We start from the raw sequence: 18629 nt of genomic DNA, 5'->3' as shown, positions 1-18629 counted from the left end.
ATATTTCTTGATCTCAACCATATGGTCCCGATATGTGGCGTCATCGTCAAGATCGCCCTGCCGGTGCCCGTCTGACGCCTGCCGCGCCCGGAGCCCGCGCGATCCCGCCGGAGGCCCGCCCCGGGTTCGCGAGCCGCCTGCGCGATCTTCCGGACTGTCGCGCAGGATGGTGATCGTGACTTCACGGAGGCTCTATCACGGCACCGGCCCGGGAACGATCACGCCGGACGGCTGCGCGGTCGATCACTACGCCATGCTCACCCCCAAGGGTGAGCCCGAACACATTCACGCGGCGATCCCCGAGGGGGCGTCCATCCTGGAGCTCGGCTCGGGCACGGGCCGGATCACCCACAGCCTGCTGGCGCTCGGGCACGAGGTGGTCGCCGTGGACGAGTCACCCGAGATGCTCTCGCACATCAGGGGGGCCGAGACGGTCTGCTCGTCCATCCAGTCACTGGCGCTCCACCGGAAGTTCGACGTCGTCCTGCTCATGTCGTTCGTGATCGAGACGGCCGACGACGGACTCCGCCAGGCGTTCCTGCGCGCCTGCCGCGAGCACGTCGCCGACGACGGGTGCGTGATCCTGCAGCGCCAGCCCCCCGAGTGGTACGACACGATCCAGCCCTTCGAACGGGCCGGTGACGACGGCCGTGTCGTCCGCATGACCGAGGTCAGCCGGCCGGAGCCCCACGTCCTCCACGCCACCATGGAATACACGGTGGGGGAGCGGAAATGGACCCACACCTTCGTCAGCAGGCGCCTTGACGACGACTTCCTCGAGGCGGCACTCGGCGAGGCGGATCTGACGATGTCCGGATTCCTGAACGGAGACCGGGGATGGGTGCGCGCGGTGCCACGCTGACGGCTCACCGCCCGAGGGGCGCCGCGCCCCTCGGGCGGGCATCCACAGGTTGGAAGACCGTGGTCCGCGCCGCTTCGACCTGCTACGCCGCAGGTCACGGATCATTTCGCCGTGTCCGCGAGTCGCCGTGGTCCCCTCTTGACCGCCTTCCCGCCGCCGCTGCCGGCGGGCGAGCCGCGCCGGTGTAGCCGCCATCCGGCCGTCGCCCAGCACAACCCCCAGAGCAGGAAGAACGGCGACCACAGCAGCAGATCCCAGCGCGCCAGGGTGTGAGCCAGCGCGGCGTGCTCGACCGGGGTCGGGCGGACCCCGGTCAGCAGCAGTGTGTCGCCGACGAAGCCGAACCCCAGCACCCCGATCGACCGGACGATCATGAAGGCCCCCAGCGTCCAGACGATCGTGAGCAGCAGCCGGCGCGGGACTCTCGCGCCCCAGGGCCGTACGGTGGCCAGCGCGACGATGACACCGACCAGCGCGGCACCGGCCAGCAACCAGTGGCTCGCCACGAACAGGGGATCACGGGCGAGCAGCTGTTCGCGCAGGTGCGGGGGTAGCGGGTCCTTGTCGGCCAGCGCGTTGGCCCCCAGCGCCTGGGCGAGCTTCATCGATCCGTACGCCGCGGCGCACACCGCCGCCCCGTACGCGCCCACCCGCGCCCGATCAGCCCGCGACACGTCGCGTCGCCGCCGCGTAGGACCGGGTCATCTCCAGGAACAGCCCGATCACGAGGATCCCGAGGACTCCGTGGTACCACTGCCAGCCCACACCCATGCCGACGAACCCGTCCACGACCATGATCCCCGCGCCGCCGCCGACGGCCAGCAGCATCCCGGTCAGCACGAGCAGCATCAACGTTCTCGGCACCCTGCGCCCCAGCGCCGTGACCGTGGCGATGGCGACACACGCACCCAGCACGCCGGACGCGGTCGCGAGCCACTGCGCGGTGGCCGCCTCCATGAAATAGCTCCCGGTCTCGGCCGCCGACACGGGCGGCCCGCCCGGGAACCCGAGCCGGGCCTGCAGGGCGAAGGCCGCCTTCCCCGCGGCGTAACCGAGGAACAGCACCGCCACCGCGTAAGCCGGCCAGCTTCGCGGGCGCTCAGAATCATCCATGACTGCGACCGTAGAGACCGCACACCGGGCCTCCCTCCCCATGGCGGGGGAGGCGCCTCCCCCCAGAAGGGGAACTCTCCCCGGATCGAGCCGGCGCTCGCCACGGCACCGCGGCGAGATCACTCGCGGGCGGGTCGCGAAGGGGTCGGCTGCCTCGTGGAAGGGCCGCGATCGTGAGCGGGCGAGCATTCGAAAGGGCCGGTACGGCGGGCACGGAGGCCATCGGGCACGCCACGGGCACGGAAGATCGTAAAGTTTTGCCGGAAAGCAGAAGGCCAGGTCTCCGGATACCGGTTGACCTGGCCTTCTGTCATCTGAGCGGACGACGGGAATCGAACCCGCGTAGCCAGTTTGGAAGACTGGGGCTCTACCATTGAGCTACGTCCGCGCGAGCCGGTGTCAGTCTGGTCTAGACTTCATCCGGTCGTCAGGGCGTAATCGTACCGGAGTTCCGGAGCGAGCGCGTACCCGACGGACCGGGGTGTGGCGCAGCTTGGTAGCGCACCTGCTTTGGGAGCAGGGGGCCGCAGGTTCAAATCCTGTCACCCCGACACGTATGGCGAGCTAGAGGCCGTCTCCGATCTCCGGGGGCGGCCTTTTCCGTTCTCCGGGCGGCGGATCGCATGGCCGGAATCGGACGTGCGGCGGCGCTCCACGGCGGATCGTGCGGCGAGGCCGCGCGGGGAAGGCCATACGGCCGAGGCCTACGGGGGCGGGCCGTACGGGAGGTTCTGTGGGGCGGGCCGTACAGGGGCGGGCCCTACAGGGGCGGGCCCTACGCGGGCGGGAGTGGAGCGGGCCGTACGGGGAGGCGCTGTGGGGCGGGCCGTACGTGGGCAGGGCGTGCCGGGGGCGCTGCAGGGAGCGGGCCGGGCTGCGAGCGGGTCAGACCGTGCCGCTGAAGAGGGCCCAGACGGCCTTGCCGCCGCGGTCGAGGTGGTCCCAGCCCCAGCACTGGCTGTAGGTCTCCACGATGTAGAGGCCCCTGCCGTTCTCGGAGATGAAGTCCGGCTCCTTGGGGGTGGGGACCTCGTCGCTGGGGTCGGCCACGGCGAGCAGCACGTGGGGCGACAGGTGCAGCAGCATCAGGGTGATCGGGGTGGTCTCGATCTGACTGGGCGGGCACAGCGCGTAACGGACCGCGTTCGTCACCAGTTCCGAAACCACTAGCGCTGCGTCATCACTCAGTTCCGAAAGACCCCAGTCGCTCAGTGTCGATCGGGTCACATCTCGCGCGGTCTTCACGGAATCGGCCTGCCGGGGGAGCGGGCATGCCGTGGCGTCGGAGTGGTTGGCCCCGAGCAGCTCGTCGAAGCCGACATCACGAGTCGCCTGCAGGTAGTCGGCAGCCGATTTAGGCTCCTCCACCATCCTGCCGGTACCTCCCGCTGTCATCGTGAGTCTCCGTGCCAGTTGTGAGTTTTCAGAGCCTGTGCACCATAAGCCCAATATGCACTAGGCCATCATGGGTCACCGGAAGGTCCGCTGCAAGACCCAAATGCACGTGCAGTTGCAATGTGCAGCAGCATGGGCGGTTACGACAGGAGGTTGGCGAATCGGACACGGTGTTGAGACCTTGTCATCGAGGCCGGAAGTGGTGACACTGTGTGCGCTGGCCCAAGTGAAGAGGGAGGCGAAGTGACGCAGGTTCAACAGGGATCAGGTCCCACAGCTCTGCGTATCCTTTTGGGCTCCCAACTGCGCCGGCTGCGTGAGGCCAAGGGTCTGTCACGGGAAGAGGCCGCGCACCTGATCCGGGGCTCCGAATCCAAGATCAGCAGGATGGAGCTCGGACGGGTCGGCCTGAGAGAGCGCGATGTCGCCGACCTGCTCACCTTCTACGGGGTGGAGGACGAGGCGGCCCGTTCGGCGGTGATGGACCTCCTGCTCAGGGCCAACGAGCCCGGCTGGTGGCACCGGTTCAACGACCTGCTGCCCTCGTGGTTCCAGACCTACGTCGGCCTGGAGGAGGCGGCCTCCCGGATCCGCACCTACGAGGTGCAGTTCGTGCCGGGCCTGCTCCAGACGGAGGAGTACGCCAAGGCGGTCATCACCGCGGGGAGCGCCGGGGTCGCCCCCGAGGAGATCACCCGCCGCGTCGACCTGCGGATGGAGCGCCAGCAGGTGCTCGACCGCCCCGACGGGCCGTTCTTCTGGGCGGTCATCGACGAGGCGGCGCTGCGGCGTCCCATCGGGGGTACCGAGGTGATGCGGGCCCAGCTGGAACACCTGCTGGACCTCATGCGCCAGCCCAACATCACGATTCAGGTGATGCCGTTCAGCTTCGGCGGCCACAGCGCGGAGGGCGGAGCCTTCAGCGTGTTGCGCTTCCAGGACCAGGAGCTCCCCGACGTGGTCTACGTCGAACAGCTCGCCAGCGCGCTCTATCTGGACAAACGAGAGGAAGTCGACCGCTACAGCGAAGTCATGGAGCGGTTGTGCGCTGTCAGCACCACCCCGGGGGAGACCACCGAGATCCTGAGGCGCATCATCAAGGAGAACTGAACAAGCAGCGGTCGCTCCGAGGTGTAGGTCTGCCCTAGACTGGCCAGCGGCGCTGGACACCCGCCACAGTGGAGCATGCCCTAATCTCGCATGTCTCGACGGCTGTGCCCGGTGCCGCTCATGTGGGCGCGGCGCGCGAGCTTGCCGCGGTAGCCGTACGACTTGACGCGCCCGCGATCACTCGAAGCTTGATCAAGGAGACCACCCCGTGAAGACCGCTGTGGAGGAGCTCAGCCCGACTCGGGTCAAGCTCACTGTCGAGGTGCCGTTCGAGGAGCTCGGCGAGAGCCTGCAGGCGGCGTACAAGAAGGTCGCGCAGCAGGTGCGCGTTCCCGGCTTCCGCCCCGGCAAGGTTCCGGCCCGGATCATCGAGCAGCGTTTCGGCCGCGCGGTGGTGCTGGAGGAGACCCTCAACGACGCCGTGCCGAAGCTGTACGGCCAGGCCGTCGACGCGAGCGACATCTTCCCGGTCAGCCAGCCGGAGATCGAGGTCACCAAGATCGAGGACGGCGAGCAGGTCGAGTTCACCGCCGAGGTGGACATCCGCCCGAACTTCGACGTTCCCGACTTCCAGGGCCTCGAGGTGACCGTCCCGGTCGCCGAGGTATCCGACGAGGACGTCGACGGCCAGCTGGACGGCCTGCGCCAGCGCTTCGCGACGCTGACCGGTGTCGAGCGCGCCGCCGCCAACGGCGACTACGTCGTCATGGACCTCGCCGCCGCGATCGACGGTGTGAACATCGAGGAGCAGCAGGCCAACGACGTCTCCTACGAGGTCGGCGCCGGCTCGGTGCTGCAGGGCCTGGACGACGCGCTGGTCGGCATGTCCGCCGGTGACACCAAGGAGTTCACCACGAGCCTGGTCGGCGGCGAGAACGCCGGCGAGGAGGCCGTGGTCACCATCACCATCAAGAGCGTCAAGGAGAAGGTCCTCCCCGAGCTCGACGACGAGTTCGCCCAGCTTGCCAGCGAGTTCGACAGCCTCGACGAGCTCAAGGACAGCATCCGGGAGCAGGCCCGTCGCAACAAGCTGATCGACCAGGTCGTCCAGGCCCGCGAGAACGCTCTGGACGCCCTCCTCGCCAAGATCGACATTCCGCTGCCGGAGAGCGCGTTCAAGGCCGAGGTCGACAACCGCAAGCACAACCTCGAGCACCAGATCGCCGAGAGTGGCCTGAGCAAGGAGGCGTACTTCCGCCTCTACCAGACCACCGAGGAGGAGCGGTACGCCGAGTTCGACGAGAACGCCGCCAAGGCGCTCAAGACCGGCTTCGTCCTTGACAAGATCGTCAAGGCCGAGGAGCTCGGTGTCAGCGAGCAGGAGCTGACCAACTTCGTGGTGCGCCGCGCCATGCAGATGAACGTCGCCCCGAACACGCTCGCCCAGCACCTCGCCGACAACGACCAGCTCACGCTGGCCATGGTCGAGATCGTCCGGGACAAGGCCAAGAGTGTCGTCGGTGACGCCGCCAAGGTGACCGACGAGGCCGGCAACGAGGTGGACCTCAAGGCCATCTACACCGAGATCAACGGTGAGGAGTCCGCGGAGGAGGACGCCGAGGAGTCGAACGAGAACTCGGCTGACAAGCCCGCCGAGGCCGAGGCCGCCAAGTAGGCTCCGCCGCGACGCGCCCGACGCCCCCCGACGTGCCTGGCACGGAGGGGGGCCTCGTCGTTTCCCGGTGTCGCCTCCTCCGTCCCGGCGAGGGACGAGCGGCCGTCTGGACGGCACTGAGGGGCCGCGGGCCGTACCCGAAGGCGATGCTTGCCCCGGAAACGGTGGTTCCGCGCCCGGGGACCCGGCGCCGACACGCTGGTCGGCCTGGGCGGAAACTGGTCCTGAAGGGCTGTCTGAAGGGGCTTGGGACGGGGTGGTGAGCATGCGCCGTCAGCGAACAGCACCTGGAGGGGGCATGTCCGGTGGGCGGCGCGCGTTAAGGTCACAAGCAAAGCCAATCGATTACGACGCATCGGAAGGTGACGCTGTGACCAGCCCGCCGACCTTCTACCAGCCGACCGGCTCCGGGCCCGAGTCGATGAGCCAGCCGAACGGCTCGTTCAGGCTCGAAGACCAGCTCTACCAGCGGCTGCTGCGTGAGCGCATCATCGTGCTGGGCACCCAGGTCAACGACGAGATCGCCAACCGAATCTGTGCCGAGCTGCTCCTGCTCGCCGCGGACGACCCGGACCGGGACATCTGGCTGTACATCAACTCGCCAGGCGGATCGGTGACCGCCGGTATGGCGATTTACGACATGATGGAATACGTGCCGAACAATGTGTGCACGGTCGCGATGGGTCTGGCCGCTTCCATGGGCCAGTTCCTCCTCTGCGCCGGCGAGAAGGGCAAGCGCTACGCCCTGCCGCACGCCCGCATCATGATGCACCAGCCGTCCGGAGGCATCGGCGGTACCGCCGCCGACATCGCCATCCAGGCGGAGCAGATGCTCTACGTCAAGAAGACTCTTGCCGAGCGCATCGCCTTCCACACCGGTCAGCCGCTTGACCAGATCGAGGCCGACTCCGACCGCGACCGCTGGTTCACGGCGGAAGAGGCCAAGGACTACGGCTTCATCGACCAGGTCGTCCGTAGCGCGCGGCAGGTGCCCTCCACGGGCGCCGTCTCCTGAAGGGGCACAAGGTGAGTGAGTTGATCCGGCCGGGAGACATCAACGGCCGTTATGTTCTTCCCTCCTTCGTCGAGCGCACGTCCTACGGCGTCAAGGAGATGAACCCGTACAACAAGCTGTTCGAGGACCGCATCATCTTCCTCGGCGTGCAGGTGGACGACGCGTCGGCCAACGACGTCATGGCCCAGCTGCTGACGTTGGAGTCCCTCGACCCCGACCGTGACATCAGTGTCTACATCAACTCGCCGGGCGGGTCGTTCACCGCCATGATGGCGATCTACGACACGATGCAGTTCGTCCGGCCGGAGATCCAGACCGTCTGTCTCGGGCAGGCGGCCTCGGCCGCGGCGATCCTGCTGGCCGGCGGTACGGCCGGCAAGCGGTTCGCCCTGCCGAACGCCCGCATGCTGATCCACCAGCCCTCCACCGAGGGTGGCGGCCAGGGAAGCGACATCGAGATCCAGGCGCGGGAGATCCTGCGCATGCGTTCGCAGATGGAGACGATCCTGGCCCGGCATTCGGGCAAGACGCCCGCCGAGGTCCGCAAGGACATCGAGCGCGACAAGATCCTCGATGCCGAGGAGGCCAAGGCGTACGGGCTGATCGACGACATCATCCCGTCCCGCAAGAAGCTGGCCAAGGCCATAGCCTCTTAATGAGGCCCATCGCACCGGAACGGTGCCCAATTGGGCACGTTCCGGTGCGACTCGCCGCTAGGGGGCTCACTGAGGGCTCAGAAGACGGTAACGTCGAAACCTGAGCGGGATGACTTTTCGTACCGGGTATCGGGCCGGTCGGAAGAAACGGACCGCGGCAGCCAGAGCGGTCCCACGCAAAGGAGTATCTGGGGTGGCACGCATCGGCGACGGGGGAGACCTGCTGAAGTGCTCTTTCTGTGGGAAGAGCCAGAAGCAGGTCAAGAAGCTCATCGCCGGACCCGGCGTATACATCTGCGATGAGTGCATCGATCTCTGCAACGAGATCATCGAAGAGGAGCTCAGCGAGTCCTCGGAGCTCAAGTGGGACAGTCTGCCCAAGCCCAGGGAGATCTACGAGTTCCTCGACGCCTACGTCATCGGTCAGGACCAGGCGAAGAAGGCACTCTCGGTGGCGGTGTACAACCACTACAAGCGGGTGCAGTCCGGTGAGCGCGGGCGTGACGACGGCATCGAGCTGTCCAAGTCCAACATCCTGCTCCTGGGCCCGACCGGATCCGGCAAGACACTGCTCGCCCAGACGTTGGCGAAGATGCTGAACGTGCCGTTCGCCATCGCCGACGCCACCGCCCTGACGGAGGCGGGCTACGTGGGCGAGGACGTCGAGAACATACTTCTCAAGCTGATCCAGGCCGCTGACTACGACGTCAAGAAGGCCGAGACCGGCATCATCTACATCGACGAGGTGGACAAGATCGCTCGCAAGAGCGAGAACCCCTCGATCACCAGGGACGTCTCCGGTGAGGGCGTGCAGCAGGCCCTGCTGAAGATACTGGAGGGCACCACGGCGAGTGTGCCGCCGCAGGGCGGGCGCAAGCATCCCCACCAGGAGTTCATCCAGATCGACACCACCAACGTGCTGTTCATCTGCGGTGGTGCCTTCGCCGGGCTCGAAAAGATCATCGAGTCCCGGGTCGGCAGGAAGGGCATCGGCTTCAACGCCATCATCCACTCCAAGGAAGACGTCGACTCCTCCGACATCTTCGGCGACGTCATGCCCGAGGATCTGCTGAAGTTCGGCATGATCCCCGAGTTCGTCGGCCGTCTTCCGGTGATCACCAGCGTGCACAACCTCGACCGCGACGCGCTCATCCAGATCCTCACCGAGCCGCGCAACGCCCTGGTGAAGCAGTACCGCCGTCTGTTCGAGCTGGACAACGTCGAGCTGGAGTTCACCGACGACGCCCTGGAGGCCATCGCCGACCAGGCGATCCTGCGCGGCACCGGCGCGCGTGGCCTGCGGGCCATCCTGGAGGAGGTCCTCCTGTCGGTGATGTACGAGGTGCCCTCCCGCCAGGACGTGGCCCGTGTCGTCATCACCCGCGAGTCGGTGCTGGAGCACGTCAACCCGACGCTCGTGCCGCGTGACCAGCTCAACAAGCAGCAGCGGCCGCCACGCGAGAAGTCCGCGTAACCCGTCCGCACGGCGACGCCCCCGCAGAGTCACTCTGCGGGGGCGTCGCCGTCTCCGCGGTACGGCCCCCCCTGACCGGATCGGCCCGTGCGCGGGGAGAGGGCCGCCTCAGCGGGAGGGGACGGAGGAGCGGATGAGGGTGCTGGCCCGCACCGAGGTGTGCACGGTGAAGGCGACGGCGTCGCCGAGATAGCGGTCGTCGGACCACTCCAGCGGGCGGTTGTCGGGGTCGGTGGTACGGCGGAGCTCGCGCAGCAGGGCGCTGTGGGGGCGGACGCCGAGCAGGCGGGCGTCCTCGGCCTCGGCTGTGATCGCGCTGACGGTGTGCTCGGCGTGGGCGAACACCACGCCGAGCTCCTCCAGCCGGGCGGTGACGGACTCGTCGCCACCCTCGGCGGCGATCCCGCCGACGAGGGCGCCGATCCGTTCCACGTAGGCGGTGCGCTCGACCATCACCGGCCGGCCGGACAGCAGCCGGACGCGGGTCAGGTGGTAGATCCGGGTGCCCGGAGAGAGCCCCAGCCGCTCGGCCTCCAGCTCCGTCGGCTCGCGCCGGACCAGCTCCACCATCCGTACGCCCGGGGTCTCGCCGATCGACGCCGCCCACCGGGAGAAGCTGTGCAACTGGCTGAAGCTCTGCCTGGGGGCCGGTCCCAGGACCAGCCGCCGGGTGCCCTTGCGCGAGGAGATCAGCCCATCGGCCGCGAGCACGGTGAACGCCTGGCGGACGGTCCCCCGCGAAGCCCCGTGCCGCTCCGCCAGCTCGCTCTCCGACGGCAGCCGGGATCCGGGCGGGTAGGTCCCGCCGGCGATGCCGGCACGTAGCTCGTCGGCAAGCCGCCGGTAAAGAGTGGACATGTATAAATAAGCTAGAAGATGTATAGACACCTTTCAAGACTTGAGAGCATGGGACATCGACCACCCGGACGTCCCTAGAATTGGACACCGTGACGACGCCAGAGCTGCCCACCCAGTACACGCCCGCCGACGTGGAGACCCGGAGCTACGAGCGCTGGGTGTCGGAGGGATATTTCACCGCGGACCCGAGCAGCGAGCGCGAGCCGTACAGCATCGTCCTGCCCCCGCCGAACGTGACCGGTGTCCTGCACATCGGCCACGCCCTCGACCACTCCATCCAGGACGCGCTGACCCGCCGCGCCCGCATGCGCGGCCAGGAGACGCTCTGGCTGCCGGGCATGGACCACGCCGGCATCGCCACCCAGAACGTCGTCGAGCGTGAAATCGCCAAGGACGGCCTGTCCCGGCACGACCTGGGCAGAGAGGCCTTCGTCGAGCGCGTGTGGCAGTGGAAGGAGGAGTCCGGCGGCCGGATCCTCGGCCAGATGAGGAAGCTCGGCGACGGCGTCGACTGGTCGCGCGAGCGCTTCACCATGGACCCCGGGCTCTCCCGCGCCGTCCAGACGATCTTCAAGAAGCTCTTCGACGACGGGCTCATCTACCGCGCCGAGCGCATCATCAACTGGTGCCCGCGCTGCCTGACCGCGCTGTCGGACATCGAGGTGGAGCACAGCGAGGACGAGGGCGAGCTCGTCTCGATCCGGTACGGCGACGGCGACGACTCCATCGTCGTCGCGACCACCCGCGCCGAGACCATGCTCGGTGACACCGCCGTGGCAGTGCACCCGTCCGACGAGCGTTACGCGCACCTGGTCGGCCGGGAGGTCGAGCTCCCGCTCACCGGCCGCCGGATCCCGGTCGTGGCCGACGAGCACGTCGACCCCGCCTTCGGCACCGGCGCGGTCAAGGTCACCCCGGCGCACGACCCGAACGACTTCGAGATCGGCCGCCGCCACTCGCTGCCGTCCATCACGGTCATGGACGAGCGCGGTGTGATCACCGCCCACGGCCCGTTCCAGGGACTGGACCGCTTCGAGGCCCGGCCCGCGGTCGTGGCCGCCCTGCGCGAGCAGGGCCGGATCGTCGCGGAGAAGCGGCCCTACCTCCACTCGGTCGGACACTGCTCGCGCTGCAAGACCGTGGTGGAGCCCCGGCTCTCGCTGCAGTGGTTCGTCAACGTCTCCCCGCTGGCCAAGGCCGCCGGTGACGCGGTCCGCGACGGCCAGACGAGGATCCACCCGCCGGAGCTGGCCAAGCGCTACTTCGACTGGGTCGACGACATGCACGACTGGTGCATCTCGCGGCAGCTGTGGTGGGGCCACCGGATCCCGGTCTGGTACGGCCCGGCCGGCGAGGTCGTCTGCGTCGGGCCGGACGAGGAGTCGCCCGCCGGATACGTCCAGGACCCGGATGTCCTCGACACCTGGTTCTCCTCCGGCCTGTGGCCCTTCTCCACCCTGGGCTGGCCGGACAAGACGCCGGAGCTGGCCAAGTTCTATCCGACCTCCGTCCTGGTCACCGGCTACGACATCCTGTTCTTCTGGGTCGCCAGGATGATGATGTTCGGCATCTACGCGATGGACGGCCGGCCCCCGTTCCGTACGGTGGCCCTGCACGGCATGGTCCGTGACCAGTACGGCAAGAAGATGTCGAAGTCGTTCGGCAACGTGGTGGACCCGCTCGACTGGGTCGAGCGCTTCGGCGCCGACGCCACCCGCTTCACGCTGCTGCGCGGTGCCAACCCCGGCTCCGATGTGGCGATCAGCGAGGAGTGGGCCGGAGGCTCCCGCAACTTCTGCAACAAGATCTGGAACGCCACGCGCTTCGCACTGATGAACGGCGCGGCGGTCGGCGAGCTCCCGGTCGAGGAGCTGACCGCGGCCGACAGGTGGATCCTCTCCCGGCTCCAGGAGGTCGTCGCGTCGGTGGACGCGGCCTTCGAGGACTTCGAGTTCGCCAAGGTCTCCGACCTGCTGTACCACTTCGCCTGGGATGAGGTCTGCGACTGGTACGTGGAGCTCGCCAAGATCCAGATCGCCTCGGGCCAGGAGCACACCCGGCTCGTGCTGGGCCACGTCTTCGACTCGCTCCTGCGGCTGCTCCATCCGCTGGTGCCGTTCGTCACCGAAGAGCTGTGGCGGGCGGTCACCGGGGGTGAGTCGATCGCCGTCGCACCGTGGCCGACGGTCCGGGAGTCGTTGCGCGACCCCTCGGCCGAGGAGGAGGTCCTCGCCGTCCAGGGTCTGGTCACCGAGGTCCGCAGGTTCCGTTCCGACCAGGGTCTCAAGCCCGGCCAGCGGGTCGCCGCACGCCTGTCCCTGGCCGGTACGGCCCTCGCCTCGCACGAGGGCGCGATCCGATCGCTCCTCCGGCTCGACCAGCCGTCGGAATCCTTCGCCGCCACGGCCCGCCTCGATGTGAGCGGGATCGTCGTGGAGATCGACACGGCGGGGACGATCGACGTGGCGGCCGAGCGCAAGCGCCTGGAGAAGGATCTCGCCGTGGCGCGGAAGGAGGCCGCACAGGTGGCGGCCAAGCTCGGCAACGAACAGTTCATGTCGAAGGCGCCCGACGACGTGGTGACCAAGGTCCGGGCCCGTGCGGCTCAGGCCGATCAGGACATCACGCGGCTGGCCGCCCAGCTGGCGGCGCTTCCCGCCGGCTGAGCACGCATCCGAGGTGCGTTCTTGATCGGGAGCCCGGAGTCCGTTGACTCCGGGCTCCCGCGTTTGGAAGCCGCTGGCCCAGGGAAGACCTAGTTGTTACCGCGAAGTGGGTCATGGCAGCCCTAGTGGACTGCTAGAGTTCATCAAGCAGGACGAGCTCCTGCACCCCCCTCTAAAAGATCACCGAAAATCCGGTCCTGTCTGCACGGTTGGACAGAGGTTGGATGTCGGAGTAAGTTAGAAGGGTTGCTCCGGAAACGGGGTGGTCGGAATTCTGGTAAGTCCAGCTAGATCAAGTCAAGTGGTTCGAAACGGGCCGGTTTGACACGAAAAAGCGGGCCTGAAAGAATAAAGACACAACGGAACGAACGAAACGCCCCGAAGTCGGGACCACGGTCACGGCGACGGAGAACGCGTCCGTTTCTTGAGAACTCAACAGTGTGTTAAAAGCCAGTGCATGAAGCACAACCCCGTCCAACCCATTTTTAGTGGGGGACGGATTCCTTTGGTTGATACATCCGATGCGAATCGGGTGCTTTCAGCTGGGAAAACCTTTCAAACATTGTTTGGAGAGTTTGATCCTGGCTCAGGACGAACGCTGGCGGCGTGCTTAACACATGCAAGTCGAGCGGAAAGGCCCTTCGGGGTACTCGAGCGGCGAACGGGTGAGTAACACGTGAGTAACCTGCCCCTGACTCTGGGATAAGCCCGGGAAACTGGGTCTAATACCGGATACGACCACTTCTCGCATGGGATGGTGGTGGAAAGTTTTTTCGGTTGGGGATGGACTCGCGGCCTATCAGCTTGTTGGTGGGGTAACGGCCTACCAAGGCGACGACGGGTAGCCGGCCTGAGAGGGCGACCGGCCACACTGGGACTGAGACACGGCCCAGACTCCTACGGGAGGCAGCAGTGGGGAATATTGCGCAATGGGCGAAAGCCTGACGCAGCGACGCCGCGTGGGGGATGACGGCCTTCGGGTTGTAAACCTCTTTCAGCAGGGACGAAGTTGACGTGTACCTGCAGAAGAAGCGCCGGCTAACTACGTGCCAGCAGCCGCGGTAATACGTAGGGCGCAAGCGTTGTCCGGAATTATTGGGCGTAAAGAGCTCGTAGGTGGCTTGTCACGTCGGGTGTGAAAGCTTGGGGCTTAACTCCAGGTCTGCATTCGATACGGGCTGGCTAGAGGTAGGTAGGGGAGAACGGAATTCCTGGTGTAGCGGTGAAATGCGCAGATATCAGGAGGAACACCGGTGGCGAAGGCGGTTCTCTGGGCCTTACCTGACGCTGAGGAGCGAAAGCGTGGGGAGCGAACAGGATTAGATACCCTGGTAGTCCACGCTGTAAACGTTGGGCGCTAGGTGTGGGGACCTTCCACGGTTTCCGCGCCGTAGCTAACGCATTAAGCGCCCCGCCTGGGGAGTACGGCCGCAAGGCTAAAACTCAAAGGAATTGACGGGGGCCCGCACAAGCGGCGGAGCATGTTGCTTAATTCGACGCAACGCGAAGAACCTTACCAAGGCTTGACATCGCCCGGAAACACTCAGAGATGGGTGCCTCTTCGGATCGGGTGACAGGTGGTGCATGGCTGTCGTCAGCTCGTGTCGTGAGATGTTGGGTTAAGTCCCGCAACGAGCGCAACCCTTGTTCAATGTTGCCAGCACGCTCCTTCGGGGGTGGTGGGGACTCATTGGAGACTGCCGGGGTCAACTCGGAGGAAGGTGGGGATGACGTCAAGTCATCATGCCCCTTATGTCTTGGGCTGCAAACATGCTACAATGGCCGGTACAGAGGGTTGCGATACCGTGAGGTGGAGCGAATCCCAAAAAGCCGGTCTCAGTTCGGATTGGGGTCTGCAACTCGACCCCATGAAGTCGGAGTCGCTAGTAATCGCAGATCAGCAACGCTGCGGTGAATACGTTCCCGGGCCTTGTACACACCGCCCGTCACGTCACGAAAGTCGGCAACACCCGAAGCCCGTGGCCCAACCAGCTTGTCTGGGGGGAGCGGTCGAAGGTGGGGCTGGCGATTGGGACGAAGTCGTAACAAGGTAGCCGTACCGGAAGGTGCGGCTGGATCACCTCCTTTCTAAGGAGCATCGACTGCGGCCACCTGGTGGTCCGTGGTCCATGTCATGTCTGCAGGCGAACGTTCTGCACGTGACGCGCTCATTAGTGGAGCACTGGCTACTCAACCGGACCGCATTCGCCGGGCCGCTAGTACCGCCTGTCTCTTCTTCGGAGGAGCTGGGAGTGGGAACGCCGGCTGCGGAGGGTCGGACTGGTTGGACACACTGTTGGGTCCTGAGGAAACGGACCGGGCGGGCCCGCTGAGGCGGGCTTGCTGTCTGTTTGACCTCGTGCGGGACCGGCCTTCTGTCACATCGGCCTGGGTGTTGTCCCGGGTGTCTGGTGGCGGGTGCGGTTCGGTCGCTGTTTGTTGTTTGAGATTTGCATAGTGGACGCGAGCATCTTTGTGGCCAAGTTTTTTAGGGCACACGGTGGATGCCTTGGCATCAGGAGCCGATGAAGGACGTGGGAGGCTGCGTTAAGCCCCGGGGAGTCGCCAACCTGACTTTGATCCGGGGATGTCCGAATGGGGAAACCTAGCACCAGTCATGTGGTGTTGCCTCCGCCTGAATGTATAGGGCGGTTGGTGGTAACGCGGGGAAGTGAAACATCTCAGTACCCGTAGGAAGAGAAAACAAATAGTGATTCCGTGAGTAGTGGTGAGCGAAAGCGGAAGAGGCTAAACCGTATGCGTGTGATAGCCGGCAGGCGTTGCGTGTGCGGGGTTGTGGGACCCTCTGGGAGAGGCTGCCGCTTCTCCAAGCAGTGAGAAATCGATGGGATAGCCGAAGTTTCTGGGAAGTTGCGCCGTAGACCGTGAGAGCCGGGTAGGCGAAATCTTGTCGACTGTTTGAGGGGATCCCAAGTAGCACGGGGCCCGAGAAATCCTGTGTGAATCTGCCAGGACCACCTGGTAAGCCTAAATACTCCCTGATGACCGATAGTGAACAAGTACCGTGAGGGAAAGGTGAAAAGCGCCCCGGTGAGGGGTCGTGAAATAGTACCTGAAACCGTGTGCCTACAAGCCGTAGGAGCGTAGACGTCTTCGGGCGTCTGTGATGTGACTGCGTGCCTTTTGAAGAATGAGCCTGCGAGTTATGGTGTGTGGCGAGGTTAACCCGTGTGGGGGAGCCGTAGCGAAAGCGAGTCTGAATAGGGCGTTTGAGTCGCATGCTGTAGACCCGAAGCGGAGTGATCTAGGCATGGGCAGGTTGAAGCGCGGGTAAGACCGCGTGGAGGACCGAACCCACCAGGGTTGAAAACCTGGGGGATGACCTGTGTTTAGGGGTGAAAGGCCAATCAAACTCCGTGATAGCTGGTTCTCCCCGAAATGCATTTAGGTGCAGCGTTGCGTGTTTCTTGCCGGAGGTAGAGCACTGGATGGCTAATGGGCCCGACAAGGTTACTGACGTCAGCCAAACTCCGAATGCCGGTAAGTGAGAGCGCAGCAGTGAGACTGCGGGGGATAAGCTCCGTAGTCGAGAGGGAAACAGCCCAGACCACCGACTAAGGCCCCTAAGCGTGTGCTAAGTGGGAAAGGATGTGGAGTCGCAGTGACAACCAGGAGGTTGGCTTAGAAGCAGCCATCCTTGAAAGAGTGCGTAATAGCTCACTGGTCAAGTGATTCCGCGCCGACAATGTAGCGGGGCTCAAGTACACCGCCGAAGTCGTGGCATTCACGCATTAACCTGGCAGCTTGTCTGTCTAGGTGTGTGGATGGGTAGGGGAGCGTCGTGCGGCCGGCGAAGCAGCAGAGTGATCTAGTTGTGGAGGCCGTGCGAGTGAGAATGCAGGCATGAGTAGCGAATCAGAAGTGAGAAACTTCTGCGCCGGATGACCAAGGGTTCCTGGGCCAGGCTAATCCGCCCAGGGTAAGTCGGGACCTAAGGCGAGGCCGACAGGCGTAGTCGATGGACAACGGGTTGATATTCCCGTACCCGCTACGATGCGCCAATACTGAATCCAGTGATACTAAGGGTCCTTAACTCGGTTGTCCCTTCGGGGACGGCGTCAGAGTGAACGCCTGGCCTGATCTGGTAGTAGGTAAGCGATGGGGTGACGCAGGAAGGTAGCCCAGCCCAGGCGATGGTAGTCCTGGGGTAAGCATGTAGGGAGAGAGGTAGGCAAATCCGCCTCTCATGTATCCTGAGATGTGATGCCGAGCCGATTGTGGCGAAGTGGGTGATCCTATGCTGCCGAGAAAAGCCTCTAGTGAGTGTCGTGGCGGCCCGTACCCGAAACCGACTCAGGTGGTCAGGTAGAGAATACCAAGGCGATCGGGTGAACTGTGGTTAAGGAACTCGGCAAATTGCCCCCGTAACTTCGGGAGAAGGGGGGCCTTCGCTGGTGATGAACCTTTGCGTTCGGAGCTGGTGGGGGTCGCAGAGGCCAGGGGGAAGCGACTGTTTACTAAAAACACAGGTCCGTGCGAAGTCGTAAGACGATGTATACGGACTGACGCCTGCCCGGTGCTGGAACGTTAAGGGGACCGGTTAGCTGCAGTAATGTGGCGAAGCTGAGAACTTAAGCGCCAGTAAACGGCGGTGGTAACTATAACCATCCTAAGGTAGCGAAATTCCTTGTCGGGTAAGTTCCGACCTGCACGAATGGCGTAACGACTTCCCCGCTGTCTCAACCGCAGACCCGGCGAAATTGCACTACGAGTAAAGATGCTCGTTACGCGCAGCAGGACGGAAAGACCCCGGGACCTTCACTACAGCTTGACATTGGCGTTTGGAACGTCTTGTGTAGGATAGGTGGGAGACTGTGAAGCTGTCACGCTAGTGGCGGTGGAGTCATTGGTGAAATACCACTCTGGTCGTTTTGAACGTCTAACTTCGGTCCGTGATCCGGATCAGGGACAGTGTCTGGTGGGTAGTTTAACTGGGGCGGTTGCCTCCTAAAGAGTAACGGAGGCGCCCAAAGGTTCCCTCAGCCTGGTTGGCAATCAGGTGTCGAGTGTAAGTGCACAAGGGAGCTTGACTGTGAGACCGACGGGTCGAGCAGGAGCGAAAGCTGGGACTAGTGATCCGGCGGTGGCTTGTGGAAGCGCCGTCGCTCAACGGCTAAAAGGTACCCCGGGGATAACAGGCTGATCTTCCCCAAGAGTCCATATCGACGGGATGGTTTGGCACCTCGATGTCGGCTCGTCGCATCCTGGGGCTGGAGTAGGTCCCAAGGGTTGGGCTGTTCGCCCATTAAAGCGGTACGCGAGCTGGGTTTAGAACGTCGCGAGACAGTTCGGTCCCTATCCGCTGCGCGCGCAGGAGACTTGAAAGGAGCTGTCCCTAGTACGAGAGGACCGGGACGGACGAACCTCTGGTGTGCCAGTTGTTCCGCCAGGAGCACGGCTGGTTGGCTACGTTCGGAAGGGATAACCGCTGAAAGCATCTAAGCGGGAAGCTCGCCTTGAGATGAGGTCTCCCACCACGTGAGTGGGTAAGGCCCCCAATAGACGATTGGGTTGATAGGCCGGAGGTGGAAGCACAGTAATGTGTGGAGCTGACCGGTACTAATAGGCCGAGGACTTGACCACAAAGCTTTTTGCTCGCGTCCACTATGCGATTCTGAAACAGCAGGCACCGTGTGTGTTTGACAGTTTCATAGTGTTACGGCGGTTATGGCGAAGGGGAAACACCCGGTTACATTCCGAACCCGGAAGTTAAGCTCTTCAGCGCCGATGGTACTGCACCGGGGACGGTGTGGGAGAGTAGGTCGCCGCCGGACAATCTTTTACAGGAGAAGGCCACCCCTTGGGGTGGCCTTTTCTGTTTTACGGGCCGGTGAGGGGTCCGGC

General features: G+C 64.8%; 11 protein-coding genes, 2 tRNA genes and 3 rRNA genes. 11 read left to right on the top strand and 5 right to left on the bottom strand.

Annotation, left to right across the window (positions count from 1 at the left end; all coding sequences use genetic code 11):
- Positions 1-175: 175 nt before the first annotated feature.
- Positions 176-862, top strand: coding sequence for a class I SAM-dependent methyltransferase (locus tag SROS_RS35200; protein ID WP_012893715.1), 687 nt, complete (start codon positions 176-178; stop codon positions 860-862).
- A 101-nt stretch (positions 863-963) separates the two neighbouring features.
- On the opposite strand, the gene SROS_RS35195 is transcribed toward SROS_RS35200, so the two are convergent.
- The 3 genes from SROS_RS35195 to SROS_RS35185 all read right to left on the bottom strand — a co-directional run bounded on the left by SROS_RS35195 (position 964) and on the right by SROS_RS35185 (position 2363).
- Complete coding sequence (locus SROS_RS35195) at positions 964-1536, bottom strand: DUF3995 domain-containing protein (protein ID WP_012893714.1); 573 nt, start codon at positions 1534-1536, stop codon at positions 964-966.
- Complete coding sequence (locus tag SROS_RS35190) at positions 1523-1975, bottom strand: hypothetical protein (RefSeq protein WP_043657469.1); 453 nt, start codon at positions 1973-1975, stop codon at positions 1523-1525. The genes SROS_RS35195 and SROS_RS35190 overlap by 14 nt, the downstream gene beginning before the upstream one ends.
- Positions 1976-2292: 317 nt before the next feature.
- Positions 2293-2363: transfer RNA gene (locus SROS_RS35185), tRNA-Gly, on the bottom strand.
- 89 nt (positions 2364-2452) lie between these two features.
- Here SROS_RS35185 and SROS_RS35180 point away from each other — a divergent pair.
- A tRNA-Pro gene (locus SROS_RS35180) sits at positions 2453-2526 on the top strand.
- 334 nt (positions 2527-2860) lie between these two features.
- On the opposite strand, the gene SROS_RS35175 is transcribed toward SROS_RS35180, so the two are convergent.
- Entirely contained in the window at positions 2861-3370 is a 510-nt protein-coding gene (locus tag SROS_RS35175; RefSeq protein WP_245564384.1) for an ATP-binding protein, read from the bottom strand.
- 243 nt (positions 3371-3613) lie between these two features.
- Between SROS_RS35175 and SROS_RS35170 the strand changes: the two genes are divergently transcribed.
- The 5 genes from SROS_RS35170 (at position 3614) to clpX (ending at position 9240) form a co-directional block, all read left to right on the top strand.
- Complete coding sequence (locus SROS_RS35170; protein WP_012893710.1) at positions 3614-4480, top strand: helix-turn-helix domain-containing protein; 867 nt, start codon at positions 3614-3616, stop codon at positions 4478-4480.
- Between the two features lie 208 nt (positions 4481-4688).
- Positions 4689-6095 (top strand): trigger factor, encoded by a 1407-nt coding sequence (gene tig / locus SROS_RS35165; protein WP_012893709.1) that lies wholly within the window; start codon positions 4689-4691, stop codon positions 6093-6095.
- Between the two features lie 370 nt (positions 6096-6465).
- On the top strand, positions 6466-7110 hold the full coding sequence (locus tag SROS_RS35160) for a ClpP family protease (RefSeq protein ID WP_012893708.1): 645 nt from the start codon (positions 6466-6468) through the stop codon (positions 7108-7110).
- 11 nt (positions 7111-7121) lie between these two features.
- Positions 7122-7766, top strand: coding sequence for an ATP-dependent Clp protease proteolytic subunit (locus SROS_RS35155; RefSeq protein WP_012893707.1), 645 nt, complete (start codon positions 7122-7124; stop codon positions 7764-7766).
- A gap of 193 nt (positions 7767-7959) precedes the next feature.
- Complete coding sequence (gene clpX, locus SROS_RS35150; protein WP_012893706.1) at positions 7960-9240, top strand: ATP-dependent Clp protease ATP-binding subunit ClpX; 1281 nt, start codon at positions 7960-7962, stop codon at positions 9238-9240.
- Between the two features lie 108 nt (positions 9241-9348).
- Here the strand turns inward: clpX and SROS_RS35145 are convergent, their stop codons facing one another.
- Positions 9349-10098, bottom strand: a complete 750-nt coding sequence (locus SROS_RS35145) for a GntR family transcriptional regulator (RefSeq protein ID WP_012893705.1) — start codon at positions 10096-10098, stop codon at positions 9349-9351.
- A gap of 80 nt (positions 10099-10178) precedes the next feature.
- Here SROS_RS35145 and SROS_RS35140 point away from each other — a divergent pair, with 80 nt between their 5' ends.
- The 4 genes from SROS_RS35140 to rrf all read left to right on the top strand — a co-directional run bounded on the left by SROS_RS35140 (position 10179) and on the right by rrf (position 18559).
- A complete protein-coding gene (locus SROS_RS35140; protein WP_012893704.1) occupies positions 10179-12764 on the top strand; it encodes a valine--tRNA ligase in 2586 nt (861 codons plus the stop codon).
- Between the two features lie 563 nt (positions 12765-13327).
- Positions 13328-14852 (top strand): 16S ribosomal RNA (locus tag SROS_RS35135).
- Positions 14853-15241: 389 nt separating this feature from the next.
- Positions 15242-18368 (top strand): 23S ribosomal RNA (locus SROS_RS35130).
- 74 nt (positions 18369-18442) lie between these two features.
- Positions 18443-18559 (top strand): 5S ribosomal RNA (gene rrf / locus SROS_RS35125).
- Together the 16S, 23S and 5S rRNA genes form the textbook arrangement of a ribosomal RNA operon.
- Positions 18560-18629: the final 70 nt, after the last annotated feature.

Origin of the sequence: Streptosporangium roseum DSM 43021, from assembly GCF_000024865.1 — a bacterium.
Lineage (GTDB): Bacteria > Actinomycetota > Actinomycetes > Streptosporangiales > Streptosporangiaceae > Streptosporangium > Streptosporangium roseum.
Note: the sequence above shows the minus strand (reverse complement) of the source record. Positions and strands in the feature narration are given on the sequence as shown.